The organism is Leptospira sp. B5-022 (assembly GCF_000347035.1).
Classification (GTDB): Bacteria; Spirochaetota; Leptospiria; order Leptospirales; family Leptospiraceae; genus Leptospira_B; species Leptospira_B cinconiae.
Genome location: NZ_ANIJ01000047.1, coordinates 67,501 through 87,707, shown reverse-complemented (window position 1 = coordinate 87,707; position 20,207 = coordinate 67,501). Strand labels below are relative to the sequence as shown.

At 41.1% G+C, this 20,207-nt stretch carries 21 protein-coding genes (1 of these 21 running past the window's edge); 13 read left to right on the top strand and 8 right to left on the bottom strand.

The window, feature by feature from the left end:
- The first annotated feature begins 105 nt into the window (after positions 1–105).
- A complete protein-coding gene (locus tag LEP1GSC192_RS16660) occupies positions 106–1,239 on the top strand; it encodes a DNA alkylation repair protein (protein WP_020771417.1) in 1,134 nt (377 codons plus the stop codon).
- A 62-nt stretch (positions 1,240–1,301) separates the two neighbouring features.
- Positions 1,302–1,757 carry a DMT family transporter gene (locus tag LEP1GSC192_RS16655; protein ID WP_036090782.1) on the top strand — a complete coding sequence of 152 codons (456 nt, stop codon included), beginning with the start codon at positions 1,302–1,304 and terminating at the stop codon, positions 1,755–1,757.
- A 380-nt stretch (positions 1,758–2,137) separates the two neighbouring features.
- On the opposite strand, the gene LEP1GSC192_RS16650 is transcribed toward LEP1GSC192_RS16655, so the two are convergent.
- Positions 2,138–3,634: an ABC-F family ATP-binding cassette domain-containing protein gene (locus LEP1GSC192_RS16650; RefSeq protein WP_020771290.1), complete on the bottom strand. Its 1,497-nt coding sequence runs from the start codon at positions 3,632–3,634 to the stop codon at positions 2,138–2,140.
- Positions 3,635–4,137: 503 nt separating this feature from the next.
- On the opposite strand from LEP1GSC192_RS16650, the gene LEP1GSC192_RS16645 reads away from it, so the two are divergent.
- From LEP1GSC192_RS16645 to LEP1GSC192_RS16635, 3 genes are all read left to right on the top strand, one after another.
- Positions 4,138–4,749: a hypothetical protein gene (locus LEP1GSC192_RS16645; protein WP_020771338.1), complete on the top strand. Its 612-nt coding sequence runs from the start codon at positions 4,138–4,140 to the stop codon at positions 4,747–4,749.
- Positions 4,750–4,857: 108 nt separating this feature from the next.
- Positions 4,858–5,301 carry a hypothetical protein gene (locus tag LEP1GSC192_RS16640; protein ID WP_020771228.1) on the top strand — a complete coding sequence of 148 codons (444 nt, stop codon included), beginning with the start codon at positions 4,858–4,860 and terminating at the stop codon, positions 5,299–5,301.
- A gap of 13 nt (positions 5,302–5,314) precedes the next feature.
- Positions 5,315–5,923 (top strand): TetR/AcrR family transcriptional regulator, encoded by a 609-nt coding sequence (locus LEP1GSC192_RS16635; RefSeq protein ID WP_020771188.1) that lies wholly within the window; start codon positions 5,315–5,317, stop codon positions 5,921–5,923.
- Positions 5,924–5,944: 21 nt separating this feature from the next.
- On the opposite strand, the gene LEP1GSC192_RS16630 is transcribed toward LEP1GSC192_RS16635, so the two are convergent.
- Together LEP1GSC192_RS16630 and LEP1GSC192_RS16625 are read right to left on the bottom strand one after the other, a co-directional pair.
- Complete coding sequence (locus tag LEP1GSC192_RS16630) at positions 5,945–6,352, bottom strand: GFA family protein (RefSeq protein WP_036090779.1); 408 nt, start codon at positions 6,350–6,352, stop codon at positions 5,945–5,947.
- A gap of 185 nt (positions 6,353–6,537) precedes the next feature.
- Positions 6,538–7,206, bottom strand: coding sequence for a TetR/AcrR family transcriptional regulator (locus LEP1GSC192_RS16625; RefSeq protein WP_085988922.1), 669 nt, complete (start codon positions 7,204–7,206; stop codon positions 6,538–6,540).
- A 135-nt stretch (positions 7,207–7,341) separates the two neighbouring features.
- Between LEP1GSC192_RS16625 and LEP1GSC192_RS16620 the strand changes: the two genes are divergently transcribed.
- The 3 genes from LEP1GSC192_RS16620 to LEP1GSC192_RS16615 all read left to right on the top strand — a co-directional run bounded on the left by LEP1GSC192_RS16620 (position 7,342) and on the right by LEP1GSC192_RS16615 (position 9,411).
- Positions 7,342–8,271 (top strand): NmrA/HSCARG family protein, encoded by a 930-nt coding sequence (locus LEP1GSC192_RS16620; protein WP_052005249.1) that lies wholly within the window; start codon positions 7,342–7,344, stop codon positions 8,269–8,271.
- Positions 8,272–8,453: 182 nt separating this feature from the next.
- Positions 8,454–8,603 carry a hypothetical protein gene (locus tag LEP1GSC192_RS19980; protein ID WP_020771285.1) on the top strand — a complete coding sequence of 50 codons (150 nt, stop codon included), beginning with the start codon at positions 8,454–8,456 and terminating at the stop codon, positions 8,601–8,603.
- A gap of 13 nt (positions 8,604–8,616) precedes the next feature.
- Positions 8,617–9,411, top strand: coding sequence for a metal-dependent hydrolase (locus tag LEP1GSC192_RS16615; RefSeq protein ID WP_232421079.1), 795 nt, complete (start codon positions 8,617–8,619; stop codon positions 9,409–9,411).
- Between the two features lie 73 nt (positions 9,412–9,484).
- Here LEP1GSC192_RS16615 and LEP1GSC192_RS16610 read toward each other — a convergent pair whose 3' ends face one another.
- Positions 9,485–10,234: a sterol desaturase family protein gene (locus LEP1GSC192_RS16610; protein ID WP_020771522.1), complete on the bottom strand. Its 750-nt coding sequence runs from the start codon at positions 10,232–10,234 to the stop codon at positions 9,485–9,487.
- 79 nt (positions 10,235–10,313) lie between these two features.
- On the opposite strand from LEP1GSC192_RS16610, the gene LEP1GSC192_RS16605 reads away from it, so the two are divergent.
- Positions 10,314–10,835, top strand: coding sequence for a hypothetical protein (locus tag LEP1GSC192_RS16605; RefSeq protein ID WP_020771429.1), 522 nt, complete (start codon positions 10,314–10,316; stop codon positions 10,833–10,835).
- 241 nt (positions 10,836–11,076) lie between these two features.
- Here LEP1GSC192_RS16605 and LEP1GSC192_RS16600 read toward each other — a convergent pair whose 3' ends face one another.
- From LEP1GSC192_RS16600 to LEP1GSC192_RS16585, 4 genes are all read right to left on the bottom strand, one after another.
- Positions 11,077–12,501, bottom strand: coding sequence for an MATE family efflux transporter (locus tag LEP1GSC192_RS16600; RefSeq protein ID WP_020771364.1), 1,425 nt, complete (start codon positions 12,499–12,501; stop codon positions 11,077–11,079).
- A 574-nt stretch (positions 12,502–13,075) separates the two neighbouring features.
- On the bottom strand, positions 13,076–13,501 hold the full coding sequence (locus LEP1GSC192_RS16595) for a protein-export chaperone SecB (RefSeq protein WP_020771491.1): 426 nt from the start codon (positions 13,499–13,501) through the stop codon (positions 13,076–13,078).
- Positions 13,488–13,958 carry a helix-turn-helix domain-containing protein gene (locus LEP1GSC192_RS16590; RefSeq protein WP_020771094.1) on the bottom strand — a complete coding sequence of 157 codons (471 nt, stop codon included), beginning with the start codon at positions 13,956–13,958 and terminating at the stop codon, positions 13,488–13,490. The genes LEP1GSC192_RS16595 and LEP1GSC192_RS16590 overlap by 14 nt, the downstream gene beginning before the upstream one ends.
- Entirely contained in the window at positions 13,951–14,394 is a 444-nt protein-coding gene (locus LEP1GSC192_RS16585; RefSeq protein WP_020771245.1) for a type II toxin-antitoxin system RelE/ParE family toxin, read from the bottom strand. Before LEP1GSC192_RS16585 ends, LEP1GSC192_RS16590 begins: the two co-directional genes overlap by 8 nt.
- Before the next feature lie 287 nt (positions 14,395–14,681).
- Here LEP1GSC192_RS16585 and LEP1GSC192_RS16580 point away from each other — a divergent pair, with 287 nt between their 5' ends.
- The 4 genes in view from LEP1GSC192_RS16580 to LEP1GSC192_RS16565 are tightly spaced (at most 1 nt apart) and all read left to right on the top strand, a layout consistent with a single transcriptional unit that may run on beyond the window.
- A complete protein-coding gene (locus tag LEP1GSC192_RS16580; RefSeq protein WP_020771389.1) occupies positions 14,682–17,087 on the top strand; it encodes a type I restriction-modification system subunit M in 2,406 nt (801 codons plus the stop codon).
- On the top strand, positions 17,078–18,262 hold the full coding sequence (locus tag LEP1GSC192_RS16575) for a restriction endonuclease subunit S (protein WP_052005247.1): 1,185 nt from the start codon (positions 17,078–17,080) through the stop codon (positions 18,260–18,262). Before LEP1GSC192_RS16580 ends, LEP1GSC192_RS16575 begins: the two co-directional genes overlap by 10 nt.
- Positions 18,259–19,185 carry an endonuclease NucS domain-containing protein gene (locus tag LEP1GSC192_RS16570; RefSeq protein WP_020771252.1) on the top strand — a complete coding sequence of 309 codons (927 nt, stop codon included), beginning with the start codon at positions 18,259–18,261 and terminating at the stop codon, positions 19,183–19,185. The genes LEP1GSC192_RS16575 and LEP1GSC192_RS16570 overlap by 4 nt, the downstream gene beginning before the upstream one ends.
- A 1-nt stretch (position 19,186) precedes the next feature.
- A protein-coding gene (locus LEP1GSC192_RS16565) for a type I restriction endonuclease subunit R (RefSeq protein ID WP_020771401.1) crosses the window boundary here: on the top strand, positions 19,187–20,207 show its beginning. Its footprint extends 2,015 nt past the window's final position; only the first 1,021 of its 3,036 coding nucleotides appear in the window; the start codon lies at positions 19,187–19,189; its stop codon lies beyond the right edge, outside the window.

The following is a 20,207-nucleotide window of genomic DNA, read 5'->3' as shown; positions in this document are numbered from 1 at the left end:
CGCAAGTATTCTTATGAAATATTTACTGGATCATCGAAATTTTTCCCGATCAAATACGGAAAAATACTACCTATCCAAACCGAAAATAGGATCATAACAAAGTTTATGGCGGAAGCGCTTAAGAACTTTTACGATGACAAGGCTCTTTTAGAAATAGGGACCCAATTCTCTATAGTATTATCTCATAAACGACCGGAAGAATGGGTCCAAGAGATCAAACGTAAAGATTGGAAGAAGTTGGAACTCAAACAAAGGATCCATAGAATCGCAGAAGTACTATCAAAGTCTCTACCAAAACCATTCCCAAAAGCAGTTTCTCCTTTATTAAAAATTTCGAAAGTTCTGGAGAAAAAATTCCCGGGCACCCAAAGATTTTATATCATCTTCTTAGGAGAAACGGTTGAGATCTCAGGCACAGATCATCCGGACGAATCCTTATACTGTATGGAAAGGATCACTCAAATCATCTCCTGCGAATTTTCCATCCGAGAATTTCTGATCCGATATCCTGATATCACTTGGAAAAAAATGTTAGAATGGTCCAAACATTCACACCCGGGAACCAGGAGATTAGCGAGTGAAGGTTCCCGCCCTAGATTGCCTTGGGGGAAAGGGATTCCAGGATTAAAAAATGATCCGGAAAAGACTCTTTCCATCTTGGAAAATTTAAAGAACGATCCGGATGAGGTAGTCCGCAGAAGTGTTGCCAATCATCTCAACGATATTTCTAAAGATCACCCCGACTTAGTGATTTCTATCGCGAAAAAATGGATGGGCAAATCCGAAAATACGGATCTTTTACTAAAACATGCGCTTAGAGGTTTATTAAAACAAGGCAACTCGGATACACTTTCTATCTTTGGATTTTCCAAGAGCAAATCCGCTAAAATTTCTAACTTGGAACTCCAGCCTAAAGAAGTAGAGATCGGAAAACATCTAACTTATCGATTTGAAATGAAGTCGGAAACGAAAGAACCTACACTTTACAGATTAGAATCCAAGATCCATTACCTGAAACCTTCCGGAAAATTTTCCGTAAAAGTGTTTCAGATAGAAGAAAAAGAATTCTCTCCTAAAGAAACAAAAGTATACGAAAGAAAACAATCTTTTCAGCAGATGACCACGAGAATACATTCTCCCGGACTCCACAAATTGGAAATCATTGTAAACGGAGAAACAAAGGCAAAAGCCGAATTTAAAGTTTCTCAGCCTAAATCGGCAAAACAACGGAAACGTTAAATTCTTTCGATTCGGATTTCCAAACGACTCGTAAAAAAATCCGGGTAAACCAAGATCAACGTATGAATCTATTCTTACCCATAATCTTTGCTCTTCTGTCCGGACTTGCGATGTCCATACAACCCGGTATCAATTCCATATTAGGAAAAAATATAGAAAGCCCTTGGCTTGCTTCCACTATTTCCTTTTTCCTAGGGACCATTGCATTGGGAATCATAACTATTGCCTTAGGAGAAATGAAGTCCACTTCGTTCTTAGTAGAAACAATCAAAGAACAACCTTGGTGGATCTGGATTGGAGGATTTTTAGGAGCAATCGTAGTTACTTCGTCTTTAGTTTTCGCACCGAAACTAGGAGCCACGAGTTGGATCGCATTATTTTTATTAGGCCAAGTAATCACTTCTATCTTATTAGAAAAATGGGGAGCATTAGGATTTCCTGAAAAACCGATTTCAGCTCAAAAGATGATCGGCTTGGGGTTGTTGGTTCTTAGTGCATGGTTGGTTCGAAGAGGGTGAGTGAATTTCGAAAAATTCGTGAGAACAAAAGGAACCATTTCGTAAAGCAACCTTTGGCCAAGATTTTGTAGGAGCTCCTACAAAATTTTTAAAGAAATAGTCATTGAGGAAAATGCGAAACTATGATAGAAGGCAATTGCTTCTCCCGCGGGACCCTCCTCCACCACCCGAACCAGGGTGGGGGCCGCCTTCCACTCATGTAGGACCTCCAACAAATCCCCGATCCAGGCCAGCATTCGGCACTGCCGCGGTAGTGATGCGAAGGGCTTTAGTCCGGGCAAAAGCCCGGATGAGCGCGAATGCGCGAACCCGCAGCAGCACGACTCCCGCGAAGCGGGAGAACCGCCCAAATAAATTATAAAAAAGATAATTAGATTTTTCTAATAATCTTCGTCTGACCAGCCTACGTCCTTCAGGAAGTCGTCGTAAGTGCCGTCAAAGATCCTGATAGTGTCGTTATCAAAAACGATCAACTTGGTCGCGACGGCCCTAAGATGCATCTCGTTGTGAGTGACCATGATGACCGAACCTTCGAACTCGTCGATTGCTTCGATCAATGCATCGCAAGATTGCATATCCAAGTGGTTGGTGGGCTCATCCAAAAACAGAAGATGACAAGGGGTTACCAAAATTTTCCCAAGCATCACCCTACTTTTCTCGCCACCCGAAAGGACCTTGATCTTTTTCAAAGACATATCGTCGGAGAACATCAATCCGCCTGCGATCGTTCTCGCGAGCCACTCGGTGCAAGATTTATCCGCACTCATAATTTCTTCGGTGACGGTAGCGTTCTCGTTCAGATTTAATTTATTCGTCTGACCGAAATAACCTTCCTTCAACGCAGGATGTTTTTGGATCCTTCCGGAACTCGGTTGGAGTTCCCCGGCAAGAAGTTTCAGAAGAGTGGACTTACCCTTACCGTTTTTACCGATAATACAGATACGATCTCTCTTCCCAACACTGAGAGAAAAATCGGAGATCAAAAAAGGTTCCTGTCCCGAATAAGAGAAAGAAATATTTTCCGCAGACAACATTTGGCTCGCGGCGAAAGGTGCGGCGTTAAAATATAATTCCAAACTTTCGATCTCTTCTAAGGCTTTCATCTCGCCTTGTTTCTCCAGTTTTTTCACTCTGGATTGAGCGCGACTCGCAAAACTCGCCTTCGCTTTAAAACGTGCGATAAAGATCTCTTCTTGTTTTCTCTTTTTTGCCTCGTTCAAACGGGTCCTTTCGTAAATTTCTTCCGCCTGATTGATCTGATTATAAAGTTTATCCGTATCACCTTGGACTTTAATCGCCTTCGTCCGATGGATCGCGGCAGTGTGAGTAACAACGCTATCCATAAAACTTCTATCGTGAGTGACCAGAATGATCTCACCTTCCCACTCTCGTAAAAATTCCTCGAGCCAACGGATCGTTACGATATCTAAATAGTTATTCGGCTCGTCTAACATAAGTAAGTCGGGACTGGACACCAGAAGTTTCGCCAAATTCATCCGGATTTGATAACCACCCGAAAACTCCTCCGGACTTCTTTCCATATCCGCTTCCGAAAACCCCAGACCGGACAAAACTTTTTCAACCTGCCAAGTCTCGTATTCTTCTCCCTCAGGAAGACCAAGCGCACATTCTTCCAGCACTGTTGGCTTAGTAAATTTCAGATGTTGTTGCAAATGCCCGATCTTATAACCCTTCGGGACAGTGATAGAACCGGAATCAGGTTCCACATTCCCTATGATCATCTGGAACAAAGTGGACTTACCGTGACCGTTCCTTCCGACAAGCCCCAACTTTTCGCCCCGATTCAAACTCAGATTCAGATCATCGAATAACAAATTAGAAGTATAAGATTTATGAAGATTGGAAATTTTGATCATCTTTACGCGCGCTCTATATATAAGAGCCTGTCCCAAAAGGTCCTGGCTCTTGAAGCCTGGAAATCTTTCCCTATAGGTAAGCCTAAGTTTTGGGACGGACTATAAGCCAAGGTTTTCCAAGGGTCCCAGATTTCACCTAAAATTGACTGTAGGAATTCCAACATGTATAAAGAACAGGGCGTTTCCCGCGAGTAGGACCTCCAACAACAGAAGTCTTTCGGAGAACCTCGCGGGCCGGGCTACTTCAGGCTTCGCTTACGCTTCGGCCCCCTCGCCTTCAGCTACGGGGTCCGCGTTCCGCGCCTTTCGTATCCCTAACGCGTCCTAATTGAGAAATTGATTTCCAAAGACAAAATACAGCGGAGGTCGTTTTGAAATGGAAACAGTGATTGATCGACTGAATAAAGTTTTTTCGATCTAAATACCTATTGACTTTACATATATAGACCGGTTTATATAGTTAGGCTCCTAAACGGATTTTATATCTCACAAATCGAGGTTATATGAAACATTTGAGTATGATCGGAGCAATCTTAGGACTTCTGGTTTCCTGTGTAACCTGGACGGTAAACTCGCCTGACAAAGTCACATTCCCCGAGGCAAATCAGAAAAAGTCGATACTACATTATAGTTTGGTTTCCACAAACGCCTTAGCCCCCGTTCATGAAAAATTAAAAAACGGATTCGCGAAGGGGATCGAAGATTCTAAATTGTTTGAAAGCGCAGTCCTCCACGAAAGTTTTGAGCGATACTACCAGATCGAAAAAGGAACCGCAGATATCTTCCTCGAGGTAAGGCAAGTTGAAAGACAAGTCGGAGGGTTCGCAGGAGGAAGCATGATAACAAATGCTTTCTTTTCCGGTATTACCTTATTCATAATCCCTTTATACGTACAAAGCAAATTCGACTATGAATTCACTATTTTTTTCTTTAATGCCAAGACCAAAGGTTATGATAAAGTTAGCACCAAAACTTACAGTTTGTCAGGCCACACTATAATGGGTTGGCTAACTCTACCCTTTATCTGGATCAACCTTTTACTAAAAGGCCCGGAAGATATATCGGAAGCAATGATGGACGATTTTTTGTACCAACATTTTCCACAAAAAAAATAAGTAGGAAATCGAATCTCGAACGGAGCTCATTCCGGATAGGAATGAGCTAAGAACACTATCTCTACGTCCAACAAAAACCCTATTTGATCTAACACAGGTAACCTTTACATGTCATTGTCCGAAAAATATTTACTTTCTGCTTCATTTATATTTCTTATAATCGGTTTATTAACGGGTGTCTGGAAATATTACCGTATCGCTCGCAGCAAAAACGCAACGGCCCCTATATACATAGATATCGCTCATCGAGCTTCTCTTTTGTATTCATTTGCTTGTTTGGTATTATCTAAATTTGCTTCTCTAAGCGTCTTTATGGAAGAAGTCAACGCTTGGTCTGCGTTGGTAACGATTTTTTTCTTTGGCTTTGCAATTTCCACATATCTGATTCACGGTATATTAGAAGATACCGAAAATCAATTCAAGTCCCCGCATCTATTGGGAAAATTCCGGATCCCGAAATGGATATTTCATTCGTCTATGTTTGCCTTAATTGTAGGAGAGCTCGGAGGGACAATGATATTGGGGATCGGAGCTCTTAGATCGATTTGGTGACCCCATAACCGGTATGCCTTCAAAAATTTTAACTAAACAAAAGAAGTCTGCAAGTAAGGTTTCAGGTCGTGATAAGCTATTATTGGCTACCGGAAATCTATTACGTAAATACGGCTATTTTGGTACCGGACTTTTGCAGATCGTAAAAGAAAGTAAAACGCCAAAGGGTTCCTTGTATTTCCATTTTCCCGGCGGAAAAGAAGAATTGGCCGGCGAGGCTTTGAAATTATCCGCTCGAGAATGGTTTATACATCTTTCCGTTCCGATCCAATCGGCCAAATCCGCTTCGGAAGCCGTGAAAAAAGTTTGCGAATGGATTGCCAGGGATATCGAAAGCTCCGGATACGAACATGGATGTCCGGTGGCAACGGTCGCATTAGAAGCGGCAAATACGATCGATAGTTTACATATCATCGCAAAAGAAAATTACCAAGAATGGGAACGAACAATCGCGATGATATTACGGAAAGACAATATTCCAAATCCGACAGCATTATCCACTTTGATCCTTTCCTCTATCGAAGGGGCTATCCTATTAAGTGTATCTTATCGTAATTCAACTCCTTTAATCTCTGTAGGTAAGCTTCTATCAAAGATCATATCATCCGAAAGTGAATCGTAAATAACCTATATTCTTTTAATATTATAGATGTCTAATTTCTGCTGGTTGATTTTGCCAATTATTATGTAAACCGTCCGCATACCAAACGGGTGCTTCGATTATATCCTTAAGATCCGCATTATCTAAAGTCGAAATAGCTACGCTTACGAAAGCACCCCCAATTTCTTCAATATATCCCTTTGAGAAAGTTCTCACTCCGCAATTCTTACAGAAATGGTGTTTACTACTTTTTGTGTTAAATTCGTAAAAGTTAAGACTCTCTTCTCCGCTCAATAAATGAAAAGATTCAGGTTTAACGATAATGGACCAGTTCCGGACCTTTCTGCAAAAAGAACAATTACATCTGCTTGTACCCGCACTCAAATCCAGATCCGCTTCGTAACGGACAGCGCCACAATGACAACTTCCAGTATATTTTTTAAGGCTCATAGATAACTCCTTTTGTGGTCTAGCGAATTAAGGACCCTCGATCCGTAGACGAAAGATAAGTATACGAATTAAACATGACAAATTCTGTCATATTTAGAAATGAAGTTTTGAAAAAAATGAAATTTGTCCTTTTATATCCCTTGTATCTTGTTCGTTTGAATTTGAACAAAAACGATTATTAAAGGTTAAAATTTCTTTCTAAGGATCTTCTTCTTAGGTCCGCCTGCTCCTTGTAAGAATAGGATCCATGCCTTCTCAAAATATTTGGAACGTTTGGATTGAGAACTGAATTCTTTACTTCCCAAAAGCACCTCGTTTAAAGGATAATAGGCGATAACTTGAAGCAATTGAGTGGTCAAAAACTTTGGATCTAACTGTGCCAGCTCCTTCGATCTTTGCGCTGAGATCACAAGATTAAAGATCTTAAGATAGGAGGGATTTCCTTCACATTGTAAGTTAGCTGCGATTTTCGGTATTTGTTCCGCTTCCGAAATTGTCATCCGATAGAAATCCACTATCTCGTCTAAAACGACTAATTCCAATAATCTTCTGCAAGATTCCTGTAAAGTCCTCAAAGGACTCTCCTTATCGCATTCGATCCGATTAAGTAGATCGAAAAATTTTCTCTTTTGAAATTCCATCACGGCCAAGAACAGATCCGATTTAGATTCAAATCGCCTATAAATCGTATGTTTACCCGAGCCGCAAACTAAAGCAACCTGCTCCATAGAAGTCGCATTAAATCCTTGGCTCGAAAAAAGTCCCAAGGCGGTAGTCAATATCCGATCGGATATACCGTCTGAGATTTCCTTGGGTGGGCGCCCTGTTCTGATCTGCCGGACCTTCTTTGCCATTTTCCTTTTCCGAATATTCCATTCGGATCGGCCATAAGATCTTGTTTCATTTTTTCGGGTCAAGAATTCTTCCGGGAAACCCATCAAAAGCCTTATTTATAAATAATTTGACACAGAAAAATCAATTCCGAACTAATGGAACGATACCGTGCCGTTCTATATTGGGAGAATACATACATGGATCCGAAAGATAAAATCATATTGGTGTTAGGAGCTACCGGGCAACAAGGAGGAGAAACCGCAAAGTATCTGCTTAAAAACCGATGGAAGGTAAGGGCTTTCACCCGAAATCCTTCTTCCGAGAACTCCTTAAGGTTGAAGGACCTTGGAGCGGAAATTTTCCAAGGTGATATGGAAGACCCTTATTCTTTGGACTTAGCAATGCAAGGGGTGTACGGTGTATTCAGTGTCCAACCGTCCGAATGGGAACCGAATGAATCGACTGATGCAAACGAAGTTAAAGTTGGAAAGTTAGTCGCAGATTCCGCTAAGAATGCAAAAGTTTCCCATTTAGTTTATTCTTCCGTAATTGGAGCGGAAAAACAATCCGACTTTCGGAAACATAAATGGGAGATCGAAAAATATATACATAACTTAGGGATACCTTTCACGATACTAAGACCTACGGGTTTTATGGAAAACTTGATCCATTCCCGTTCGGGAATACCGGGAGGACGATTATACGAGACAGTCTCTCCGGACAGTCGTATTCACTTGGTTTCAGTGGAAGATATAGGAACCTTCGCCGGTTTAGCCTTCGAAAATCCTGGAAAATATTCAGGAAGGACCATCGATCTCGTAGGAGATAGCCTAACTCCATTACAAATTGTAGATATACTTTCGATAGCTTTAGATAGACGAATCGAATATATGCGGATCCCGCTCGAAACGATTTACTCACATAACAAAATTTTAGGTCTTTTGACGGAATGGATCAATCGAGAAGGTTATCCGAAAGTGGATATAGATTCCCTTCGGATAGAAAATCCCGGTCTTTTGAACTTTTCGCAGTGGTTGGAAAAAACAGGAAAGGTAAAGATCGAAGAAGCTTCTATCGGATCTTAGAGATTTCAACTTCCGAGCAGCGTTTGCTTTCATCTTCCGATCGGTTGATTCGCTCTTTAAATTCGGCTTTACCTATCTATTTTTCCCGGATTGGGATTGACCGAATCTTGTAGCAATCGTTACAATGATTCAAAAGGTAACTATTCCTCGGAAGATCGGACGAAGCCCAAGGAATAGATAAAATGTCCGGAGCAATATATCTTTTAAATTCCCTAATGAGCGGTGAAAATCCAAAGGATGGAGAAAGAAAAATCGAAAATCCAAACGATTCTATATTAGGAGAATATTATGGGGCAAGCGACATCGACGAGAGTCCAGCCAAAAATACGTAAACCGAAATTTCCTTTGGAAGATATCGCCAAAGAAAGAGGTTTCGGCAAAAAGATCCCATTCTTTACGGCATTTCTTTCCAGCTTAAGCGTATTGTTTCCGGAAGGAGAACGTTTTTTTATACGTTCCGTCAAAGCGTTTAGCGAAGAAGTTGATCCGGCTTTAAGAAACGAGATCAAAGCTTTTGCCGGACAAGAGGCGGTACATGGAAACGTTCATGATAAAATGAACGAAAGATTCGTCGAGATCGGTTTAGATTTCCGAAGCCACGAAAAAATGTTCTGCTGGTTGTTCTTCGATATATTAGAAAAGAACATTTTAAAAGTATTTCCCGTTTGGGGAAAAAGACTCGCTCTCTCCATCACCGCGGCAGCAGAACATTTCACTGCAACTCTCGGAAGATTTTTACTCTCTCTTCCCGAACAACGTGTCGCTTGGATCGATCCCATAAGTTGGAAAGTGATCGAATGGCATGCACTGGAAGAATTAGAGCACAAGGCTGTGGCGTATGATGTGTATCGTGCTTCCGGCGGCGGATATTTCACTCGTATTCTTGGAATGACGATCGCAGTACAACTACTCGGTCTTTTAGCGATCGTCGGAACGATCAGGGCTTTATTCTATTTCGGGATCCCGAATCCAAGCCAGATCGTTAGAGACCTTCGCTTCTTCTTTGGCATCCCTGGTTTTGCTTGGGCAGTGATCTTCTATATTTTGGAATATTATATTCCGGGATTCCATCCGAACGATCAAGACGATCACTTACTTTTGGAAAAGTTCGAAAAAGTTATGACAGCTCACGGATATTAAGAATATACCAGATCCTTTTCATAGGTAGGAACTCCTACGACGATCAAACTCTACTCTGATCTCGCCGGCCAAGTTAGTCTTGGCTACGCGAGTTCTCCGGATAAAGGGTTCCAAAGAATCTGTCCCAAAGAGAAGTATAAAAACCGAAATTATAATCTTCTTCCAGATGATGTCTAGCGTGAAAAGTGCTCGTCGTAAGCACGTTGAATAAATGAGAACGAAGCCATTTTTCCGACAAAGGCTCCACTCCCAAATGCCCAATCATACCAAACACAACATTTACCCCGAGATAAAAACTCATCCCAAGCCAAGAGAAATCGTAAATACGAATCACTAATAACCAAAGAGCTCCAAAACCCAGGGCTTCGAAAGGATTTAGAACAAATAGAGTTAAAGGACGAGGATTATCATATCTATGGTGGGTTCTATGAGCGAATCTATATATAAACGGAATATGAGCGATCCTATGCAGTAAATACATACCGGCATCCATAACCAAAAGAAGGATCAAAATATCAACTAATGCAAATATCCCGGTATAGCTCCTAAAATGAATAGAACCTGTTCTCCAAAGCCAAAGTCCGAGTAACGTAATAAAAGTATTTAGAAGTATAGTAGAGATCGCCAATAAGATCTCCTTCGGCTCGATTTTCGGTGGAGGGACCGGAACAATACGACGATGAGTGTAACGTTTAGCAAGCAGATTTCCAATAAACACCGAACAAGTGAAGATTAGAAGATTTTCAATCAAGAATAATAAAGCAGCCCAAGTATAAGAAATTTCTTGGAGAAATAGAATTACTTCGTTTCCAAAATCATACATAAGTTTTATTGAATTTAAAATTCCGCCTTGCACCAAATAGTCGAAAATGTTAAACTATGCCCAATTCCGGAAATTAAAAGTGAAACGCGTCTCTATCTTCTTCTATATTTTACTTATATTCTTACAAGTCCAATGCGGGACTTATTTACTTTTCGATTCATACGAAAAACATTCCAAAAGCGACAAGACAGATCTGTCTTATCTGCTCGCATTATTAGGATCCGGTGGTATTCCCCCGTTAAACGTAGAACCAATTAGTTGGGTGAATATCTCTGCGGCTTCTATCAGTTTTCCGAGCGGAGGCTCAAGTAGTTTTGCAATAAATACGGACTATCCTTTCTCCAATTGTCCAGGTGCACAATTACAACTCACCGTAACTAGCACCGGAGTCCCGATCAACTTAGGTGGTATGACAGATATCTATGAAGACGGTTGCCCTAACGACTTCAATTATACCTATAATTACGAAGTAACCGGTAATACCGCTGGGACAGGGAATATCATAGTTCGAGTTGCCCCTTACTATTACCCTCCTTCCAATTTTCCAGATTTCAAAGTGAATCAAATTGTTGGGGTGGTTGGGGTTAGAGTAAGTCCCTAAAAGAGTTTGGCGTTCCCGCGACTAAGATAAGAACACCGACAACGCAACCCCAGCTCAAATCTCGCGGGTCGGGATACTACGGACTACGCTTCGGATTTCGCGAACGACCCATAGGAAGTAAGCGAGCCCGAGATAGCCGGAGGCATGATCAAGGGCACACCAAATGAACCGCCTTCGGCTGCGAGGTCTGCCAAGCGTCAGCAGTTCTTCAACTCCGTAACTCTCCAAGCGAAGGCGAAATTCAAACCTTCGTAGTCTTCCATCCGCCTTTTCTGAATAACCAAAGAGTAAACAATCCTACGGAAGTTTCCGTAATCATACTTGCCCAAAAAACTCCGGAATATCCGTACGAAAGAACCTTCGCTAAAACGTAAGCAAAAGGAATTTGCAATATCCAAAAAAATACAAGATTAATTAACGTAGGAGTGGTAGTATCTCCCGCTCCGTTAAAGGCCTGAACGCTGACCATCCACCAAGCATATACAAAATAGGAAAAGGAAACGATCCCCAACCACTCGGAACCGATAGAGATCACTTTTGCATCTTCGGTAAAGATCGACATAAGAGATTCTCTGAAAATAAAATAACAGATGGAAACTCCGATCAGAAAGACCATATTCCATACTCCAACAATCCAAACGGATCGCTCCGCGCGATCCGGCCTCCCTGCCCCTAAATTCTGACCGACAAGAGTCGCAACCGCGTTCGACATTCCCCAAGAAGGCATCAGAGTAAACATCATGATCCGAAGAGCGATCGTTGCTCCAGCCACCGCTTCGCTTCCGAATTCAGAAATAATCCTCACAAGAAAGATCCATGAGGTCATTCCAATAATCGTTTGTCCGATCCCACCTAAGGAAGTGCGAACGATATCCGAGATGATCTTCCAGTGAATGCTGATCTGGGAACGAAGCACTCGAATATGTTTACCACCTTTCAGAAGCAGATAGAATTGAACAAGAACTCCGACCCCTCTACCGATATTCGTAGCAATTGCGGCGCCTTCGATACCCATAGCCGGGACTGGACCGAAGCCGAAGATAAAGATCGGATCCAGGATCATATTGAGACCATTAGAAATCCATAAAACTCTCATTGCGATGGCCGCGTCTCCTGCGCCTCTAAAAACCGCATTGAGACCGAACAAAAGCATGATTACGATATTTCCGCCAAAGATCCACTGAGTGTAACGAGATCCATGCTCGACAACCCAAGGATCACCACCCATGAGTAAAAGGAGGTCTTTTGCAAACCAAACGCCGAAGATCGCAAACGGTAAGGAAACAAGAATGGAAAGAAAAACGGATTGAACTGCTGCGATCCCTGCTTGCTCCTTATCCCCTTCTCCGATCCTTCTTGCAATGATCGCAGTCACGGCAGTGGATAAACCGATGGCGAGGGAATAAAGAAGAAACAAATACGTCTCCGTAAGCCCGACCGCAGCAACGGCCGAAGGACCTAAGGCGCCGACAAAATAAATATCAACGACAGCAAACGCCGACTCCATGACCAATTCCAAAACCATCGGAACAGAGAGTAAAAAAACGGCCTTGCCGAGTGAAATTTGGGTGTAATCCGCTTCCGTTCCCGTAAGCGCTTTTCTTAATTCCCCCCAAAGGGACGTCCCTTTAGATTCTAACTTTGGATCTTTTTGTATCGCTTCCATAAATATAGCCTGTGGCGATCATACTCATTACTCTCGCCGAAAAAGACAAAACATTTTGCACCTTACAACCAAAAAGCCGAAGTTTGCACCTTCGTTCAGCTTGGCATTTTAATAAATTCCAATATATGGGAGTTATCTGCTGGGCGTTCCCGCGAGTAAAAAACACCAAGAATAGCACTTTTATTGAAAACTCGCGGGCCGGGCTACTACGGACTACGCTTCGCTTCGGCCTACTCGCCTTCGGCTGCGTGGTCCGCTTACGCGTCCTGCGTATCCCTAACGCAGCGACACTAGGAGCGAGTTAACGACCGTGTAAGTGAGGCAGGGCCGTATTTTCATTATGAAGGAAATTTTCAGATCCCCCATTAAGGAATTCACATCCTGCAAAACGTCTTATTTTTCGGGTTCCACTTAAGACGAGTAATTATCTTAAAGAAGCTTAAATAAGCAAAAAGAATATTTAAGTTTACGGAGTTAAAGTTAAATAAGGACAGGGGTTTTGGAGAATAATTATTCCTCGTGAAAGGGAGCAGTGTCTAAAACTTTCATGGGTCTGATAAAAAATAAGTGAATACTATTTTTCCATTCCAGTTTTCTTTTCTAAGGAATCTACTAATTCGAAGACATTAAATAAAGGTAGAGGAGGAGCATGGACCCCTCCCTTTTGCAATAAAGATTGTATAGTTTCCCTAACATACGGTAAAATTGGAACTATCGAATTGTATTTGATAAATTTCTCCAAATCCATCTTGTCGGACTCTTTTAAATCGTATACGGCAACATATTCCACAAAACAACGAAGGCTCTCGTTTTTTGAACTTACAAGAATTCCTAAATGTTTGGCTAAAACGGTTTTATCATTATTTATCTCATCGGAAATGATCGGCTCATAAGCGATCGATTCGCCTTCCGGTAACACGGGAGTCCTGGAAAATTCGCAAACTGTCAATACGATATTCCGAAGTTGGATTTCCTTCGTTTCAATATTAGGCTGACTCATATAATTTATTCGTCCAAACTTTCTTCTCGCTTACGGATCTAGTGAGATCCTTTTCCTTTTCGGAGAAAAATTCTGCCCAGCCTAAATTCGGCTTATGATGAACGTTTGTTTCACGCTCGGAATTTTGGCGTACGGTTTCGTACCGAACGTAGTCACGGAAATAAGCAAAACCAAGCGGACAACTTTCCTGCACGTAACGTTTTCCCAATGCATACAAAACTTTGGCGACTTGTTTTACGGTCACATTTTCCGATCCTCCGAGAAGCCGAGAAATATAACCTGGAGTTACCTGTAAACGTTCTGCAAGTTCCTTTTGATTGATCCCAATCCCTTGCATTGCGTTAGAGATCAAATCTGCTGTCTTCATTACTGCATCCGTCTCGATACGCATTAACGCCAGTTTATCTAATGCCTGTTCCTCAAGACCTAACGTTAAAAAATCATAATGTTCACTCATCAATTTTCCTTCCTTTAATGAAAGAATTCTTAATCAGATTGGCTCTTTCTATTTCTTCTTTTCTTGTTCTCTGACTCTTCTTTATGAAGTGGTGAGTCAAAACGATCACACCTCTGATTTGCGGATCGTAGAAAAAAGTAACCCGTAAACCCGTCTCCTTTACCTTAAATTCAAAAATATCACCTTCCAAATACTTAAGCTGTGTTTCATTTCCCCAAGGCCCGGTTTCCGAGAAACGGCGAAAGAAATGGTCCAGTTTTGAAAAATTCGTTTTCTCTGCGGAAGTCAACGCTCCATTAATAAAACCAGCCTTTAGCACCTTAAAATACTCAAAGAATGAAGAATTTCCCGACTCTGTTAAAGCAGCAATAATACAAAACTTGCTACCCTTCTGGATTAGCCAGCCGCCATGTTCTTTTCTATTCTCGGATTCCACAATCTTGGACTTTACCTATAGGTAAACAAGCATTTTCAAGGAGGGTTTTCCCTGAATTATGTCAAGATTGCAAAATACCCTGTATTCTTGTCCCTAATTTTACCTGTACGAATTCCGGAATCTGCATTCAGAAATTTGTCCAGAGAGGGCTGATAATGCTAAATTGTATAAACCATCAACAGACAAAATGCTTTGTAAGGAAAACTTAATAAAGCCTTGCGGATGTATCGTATGAAGAAATTATAACTATTATAGAAAGAAACTCTCAGGAATCGAAGCTCAGGCTTATGGCAATTAAAAAATCGGAATTATATTCATCTCTTTGGGCAAGCTGCGACGAATTAAGAGGAGGAATGGATGCCTCCCAATACAAGGATTACGTTCTTGTAATGCTTTTCGTCAAATACATCAGTGACCGATATTCGGGCGAAAAATTCTCTCCTATTGTTATTCCAAAAGGAGCGAGTTTTCAGGATATGATCGCGCTCAAAGGCAAAAAGACCATTGGAGATGATATCAATAAAAAAATCCTTGGTCCAATTGGAGAAGCTAATCAAATCTCCGATTTTCCAGATTTTAATGATGTAAATAAACTGGGAAGCGGACAAGATATGGTAGATAAACTTACCAATCTAATCGGTATTTTCGAAAATCCAGATTTAAATTTTTCTAATAATCGAGCGGATGGGGACGATATCCTAGGGGATGCCTACGAATATCTGATGCGCCATTTTGCTACGGAGAGTGGAAAGAGCAAGGGCCAGTTCTATACTCCTTCCGAAGTGAGTCGCATTATGGCCAAAGTAATCGGAGTTTCCGCCAGCAATCGTTCCGATATTACTGCGTATGATCCGACTGCCGGGTCCGGTTCTTTACTTCTAAAGGTTGCCGATGAAGCAGGAAAAAAACTCACATTATATGGCCAAGAAATGGATGTCGCGACCGCTGCGTTAGCTCGGATGAATATGATTCTTCATGACAATCCATCTGCTCTAATCAGACAAGGGAACACACTTTCTAATCCGCTTTTTTTATCCGATAAAGGTTCTTTAAAACAATTCGACTATTTTGTATCCAATCCACCTTTTTCCTTTAAGTCTTGGAGTAATGGAGTAGATCCCGTTAATGATCCGTATGAAAGATTCAAAAACTTTGGAACTCCTCCTTCCAAAAACGGAGACTTTGCATTTTTACTCCATGCCATCCGGTCTTTGAAAAGTACAGGAAAAGGAGCAATCATTCTTCCGCATGGAGTTCTATTCAGAGGAAATACAGAAGCGGAGATTCGAAAAAATCTGATCCAAAAAGGATATATCAAAGGAATTATCGGGCTTCCAGCTAACTTATTTTACGGAACAGGAATCCCTGCCTGCATCTTAGTCATCGATAAAGAGAAAGCCGAAACAAGACAGGAACTCTTTATCATTGATGCCTCCAAAGGATTTATTAAAGACGGAAATAAAAACCGACTCCGGGAACAAGACATCCACAAGATTGTAGATATTTTTAATAAACAGATCGAACTCCCCAAATACAGCAGAAGGGTTCCCATATCCGAAATCCAAGAGAAGGAATACAATTTAAATATCCCAAGATACATTGATAGCCAGGAAGAAGAAGACATCCAAGATATAGAAGCACATCTCCAAGGAGGAATCCCAAAATCGGATATAGATGCTTTACATTCTTATTGGGAAATTTGTCCCGGACTCTCTTCTTCGTTATTTGCAAAAGACCGAAAAGGGTATATGAAATTAAAGATTCCGAAGGAAGAAATCAAAAAAACGATTTTCGCAAATCCTGAATTTTTGGCGTACGGGAAACGAGTGGGAACAATCTTTTCCAAATGGAAAGAAGAGCATCTGGAATTCTGCAAATCAATCGGGAAGACCACAAAACCGAAACTCTTTATCCAAGAACTTTCCGAATCTCTTTTAGAAGCTTTTAGCTCCATTCCTTTACTCGATAAATATGATGTTTACCAACACCTAATGACTCATTGGTTGGAATCCATGCAGGATGACGTGTATCTCATTGTAGAAGATGGCTGGAAGGTCGGCAGCGAAATAGAAACCGAGTTAGACAAGAAGGGTAAAATCCTCCGTCAGGATGGAAAGCTTATCCCAAAATCGATTATAGGCCGAATCTTTTTTCAAGAAGGACTTAACCAAATAGAAACTTTGGAGTCAGAACGCGATACTTTGGTTCAAAAATTGGAAGAACTGGAAGAAGAACATGGTGGTGAAGAAGGCCTATTGGCAGAATGCAAGTCTGAGAAAGACAGTCTTTCTGCTAAACTCGCCCTAGCCCGACTTAAAACGATACAGTCAGATCCGGATGCAAAGGAAGAAAAACAAGCGATAGAAACCTATTTGCAGTATGCGGAGAAAGAAAGTGAAACCAATCGTAAAATCAAAAATGCAGAAAAAGAATTAGAAACCAAGATCTTAGCAAAGTACAAATCCTTAAAAATCGAAGAAATCAAAACCTTGGTAGTGGAAGAAAAATGGTTCAGACAACTCTCCGAAGACATCCAGTCTGAACAAAATCGAATCAGCCAAAGACTTACCGGACGCATCCAAGAACTCGCAGAACGTTATGAAACTACTGTGAAAGAAATCCAATCAGAAGTGGAATCCTTAGAATCTAAAGTGAATTCTCATCTAGAGAAAATGGGGTTTGTATGGAAGTAAAGGAGGGATATAAGCAGACTGAAGTGGGAATCATTCCAGAGGATTGGGAGGTAGCAAGGCTTGGAAACCTCATAAATAATATCGAGTATGGGTCTTCGACCAAATCGAAATTCGTTGGTAAAATTCCAGTATTGCGAATGGGCAATATCCAAGACGGGAAGATCGATTGGGATAATCTTGTCTTCACAGACAATGAAACAGAGATTCAAAAGTATTTATTAAATAAAGGCAATGTACTTTTCAATAGGACCAATACAATCGACCTTGTAGGAAAAACAGCGATTTATAATGGCGAACGTCCCGCAATTTTCGCGGGATATCTAATTCGCATAAAAGTTTCAGATTCCCTACTTAATGCTGAATACTTAAATTATTTCCTTAATACAAAACCTGCAAAAAAACACGGTAGGTTAGTTTTAAGTATTGCGGTAGGCCAAGCAAATATCAATGGGCAAAAATTAAAAAATTATCCAATCCCCCTCCCTCCCAAGCTCGCCGAACAAGAAGCGATTGCCACAGTCCTCTCTGATACCGACGCTCTGATCTCTAGCTTAGAAACTCTTCTCTCTAAAAAACGACAGATCAAACTTGGAACAATGCAGGAACTTCTGACAGGAAAGCGAAGATTGCCTGGGTTTACTGGAGAATGGGAAACAAAAAATCTTGCTGAAGTATGCAATAAAATTACCACAGGAAAATTAGACGCAAATGCCATGTCAGAAACTGGCGAATATAGATTTTATACATGCGCGAAAGAATATTATTATATAGATTACTACGCTTTTAATACCGAGGCCTTGCTTATTTCTGGAAATGGCGCTAATGTGGGATATATTCATTATTTTAAAGGGAAGTTCAACGCTTATCAAAGAACTTATGTTTTAACCGATTTCACAGCAAATCCGATTTATTTAAAAATATATTTGGAATCAAACTTCAAAAATCGAATCAATACAGAAGTCAATGCTGGAAACACTCCGTACATTAAAATGAATACGATTTCAGAGATGGAAATATCCCTTCCGCCCACTCTCGCCGAACAAACCGCAATCGCCTCCGTCCTCTCCGATATGGATTCCGAAATCGAAGTCTTAGAAAAAAAAATCTCCAAATACAAACAGATAAAACAAGGAATGATGCAAAAGCTCCTTACAGGAGAAATTCGCCTGATATGAAACAATATATCCGTATCATGTTGGGAAGAAAGAGTATTTATGCAGATCAATGTATACGTGAAGGATTCATCGGCTGTGATTTCGATATCTATGAGGATCTGACAAGTAAACTTCCGGAAAACTGGAAAGAGTTCAATCGGAAATACATTCCAGTTTATCTAAAAGCCAATCCGGAAAAAGGAAAAGTTTCCGCCGGACTTGCCTGCGGAGCCTTGTATACAATTGCCAAAGGAATCCAGATTGGAGATATCGTTCTCTCTCCGAATGGCTTTGGAGGATATGCAATTGGGGAAGTAACGGAAAATTATTGGTATGAACCAGGAGCCATTCTCCCCCATCGTAGGAAAGTCCATTGGTACCAAAGAGTCATAGATCGAAGGGAAATGAGCCAGGAATTGCGAAATTCTTCCGGATCCATCGGAACTGTGAGCGATGTTTCTCGTTATGCGCCGGAAATCGAATCCTTTTTGGTCGGCTCTAAACTTCCCACCTTATATTCCACGGATGAAACAGTAGAGGATCCGAATGTTTTCGCATTAGAAAAACATTTAGAAGATTTTTTAGTAGCCAATTGGACTCAAACGGAACTGGGAAAGGAATATGATATTTTTGAAGATGAAGGAGAACCTGTTGGTCAACAATATCGGGTAGATAGTGGGAATATCGATATTTTAGCTATTAGCAAAGATAAAAAAGAACTCCTGGTCGTCGAACTCAAAAAGGGAAGAGCCAGTGACTCTGTAGTTGGACAAATCCAACGTTATATGGGCTTTGTCCTACAAGAATTAGCCGAAGAAAACCAAACCGTAAAAGGAATTATCATTGCTTTAGAAGATGATCCTAAAATAAAAAGAGCGCTTGCAGTAACTCAAAATATCGAGTTCTATCGTTACCAAATCCAATTCAAGTTGCTCAAAAGTTAATATGGACAAGATCGGACAATCGGAGAAAACCACCCAGGATAGGATCGTTCGCCTTTTCCAGGAAGAGTTAGGGTATTCTTTCCTAGGAAACTGGAAATCCCGAAGCAATTCCAATATCGAATCCGCTTTGTTGACCGCGTATTTGAAAAGATGCGAAATCCCGGACACTCAGATCGATCGCACTTTAGACGTTCTGAAAAGAACTGCAACAAATTACGAAAAGACTCTATATGAGAAAAACAAGGAATTCTATTCTTTACTTCGGTATGGGATCCCGGTCAAGGAAGAAGTGGGTGAGAATACGCTTACCATTCCAGTCATTGATTGGGAACATCCTACGCGGAACGATTTTGCCATTGCAGAAGAAGTGACAGTCTATGGCCGAGCAGAAAAAAGACCGGACTTAGTATTGTATGTAAATGGAATTGCATTGGCGGTCATCGAGCTTAAGAGCAGTACCCATTCCATCGGGGAAGGAATTCGCCAAAGCATCCTAAATCAAAGACCAGAATTCATTCAGGATTTTTTCTCTACAGTTCAGTTTATCTTTGCCGGAAACGACACCGAAGGATTGCGGTATGGAACGATCGAAACCAAGGAAAAATATTTTCTAAAATGGAAAGAGGATATCGAAGACGTATCCAGACTCCAAATCGATAAGTATTTTCTTAAACTATGCAATAAGGAAAGATTTTTAGAGATTATTCATAATTTCACCATATTCGACGGAGGTACTAGAAAGCTTCCTCGCCCTCATCAGTATTTCGCAATTAAAGCCGCCCAAAAATTTGTAGAACGAAAAGAAGGGGGGATTATCTGGCATACCCAAGGTAGTGGCAAAAGTATTTTGATGGTATTCCTCGCAAAATGGATCTTGGAACACAATCCGAAAGCAAGGGTCGCAATCATTACGGATCGCGAAGAGTTGGATAAGCAGATCAAAAAAGTGTTCGAGCAGGCTGGCGAAAAAATATATCGAACAAGTAGCGGTCAGGACTTATTAAAACAATTAAGCCAACCAA

Bases quoted from the DNA above. Each gene is read 5' to 3' on its own strand.
- LEP1GSC192_RS16570 (WP_020771252.1), top strand. From the start codon at position 18,259: ATGAAACAATATATCCGTATCATGTTGGGAAGAAAGAGTATTTATGCA.
- LEP1GSC192_RS16595 (WP_020771491.1), bottom strand. From the start codon at position 13,501: ATGAGTCAGCCTAATATTGAAACGAAGGAAATCCAACTTCGGAATATC.
- LEP1GSC192_RS19980 (WP_020771285.1), top strand. From the start codon at position 8,454: ATGTCCGGAGCAATATATCTTTTAAATTCCCTAATGAGCGGTGAAAAT.
- LEP1GSC192_RS16655 (WP_036090782.1), top strand. From the start codon at position 1,302: ATGAATCTATTCTTACCCATAATCTTTGCTCTTCTGTCCGGACTTGCG.
- LEP1GSC192_RS16635 (WP_020771188.1), top strand. From the start codon at position 5,315: ATGCCTTCAAAAATTTTAACTAAACAAAAGAAGTCTGCAAGTAAGGTT.
- LEP1GSC192_RS16575 (WP_052005247.1), top strand. From the start codon at position 17,078: ATGGAAGTAAAGGAGGGATATAAGCAGACTGAAGTGGGAATCATTCCA.
- LEP1GSC192_RS16630 (WP_036090779.1), bottom strand. From the start codon at position 6,352: ATGAGCCTTAAAAAATATACTGGAAGTTGTCATTGTGGCGCTGTCCGT.
- LEP1GSC192_RS16625 (WP_085988922.1), bottom strand. From the start codon at position 7,206: ATGGCAAAGAAGGTCCGGCAGATCAGAACAGGGCGCCCACCCAAGGAA.
- LEP1GSC192_RS16600 (WP_020771364.1), bottom strand. From the start codon at position 12,501: ATGGAAGCGATACAAAAAGATCCAAAGTTAGAATCTAAAGGGACGTCC.
- LEP1GSC192_RS16590 (WP_020771094.1), bottom strand. From the start codon at position 13,958: ATGAGTGAACATTATGATTTTTTAACGTTAGGTCTTGAGGAACAGGCA.
- LEP1GSC192_RS16580 (WP_020771389.1), top strand. From the start codon at position 14,682: ATGGCAATTAAAAAATCGGAATTATATTCATCTCTTTGGGCAAGCTGC.
- LEP1GSC192_RS16660 (WP_020771417.1), top strand. From the start codon at position 106: ATGGCGGAAGCGCTTAAGAACTTTTACGATGACAAGGCTCTTTTAGAA.
- LEP1GSC192_RS16640 (WP_020771228.1), top strand. From the start codon at position 4,858: ATGTCATTGTCCGAAAAATATTTACTTTCTGCTTCATTTATATTTCTT.
- LEP1GSC192_RS16645 (WP_020771338.1), top strand. From the start codon at position 4,138: ATGAAACATTTGAGTATGATCGGAGCAATCTTAGGACTTCTGGTTTCC.
- LEP1GSC192_RS16650 (WP_020771290.1), bottom strand. From the start codon at position 3,634: ATGATCAAAATTTCCAATCTTCATAAATCTTATACTTCTAATTTGTTA.
- LEP1GSC192_RS16610 (WP_020771522.1), bottom strand. From the start codon at position 10,234: ATGTATGATTTTGGAAACGAAGTAATTCTATTTCTCCAAGAAATTTCT.
- LEP1GSC192_RS16620 (WP_052005249.1), top strand. From the start codon at position 7,342: ATGGAACGATACCGTGCCGTTCTATATTGGGAGAATACATACATGGAT.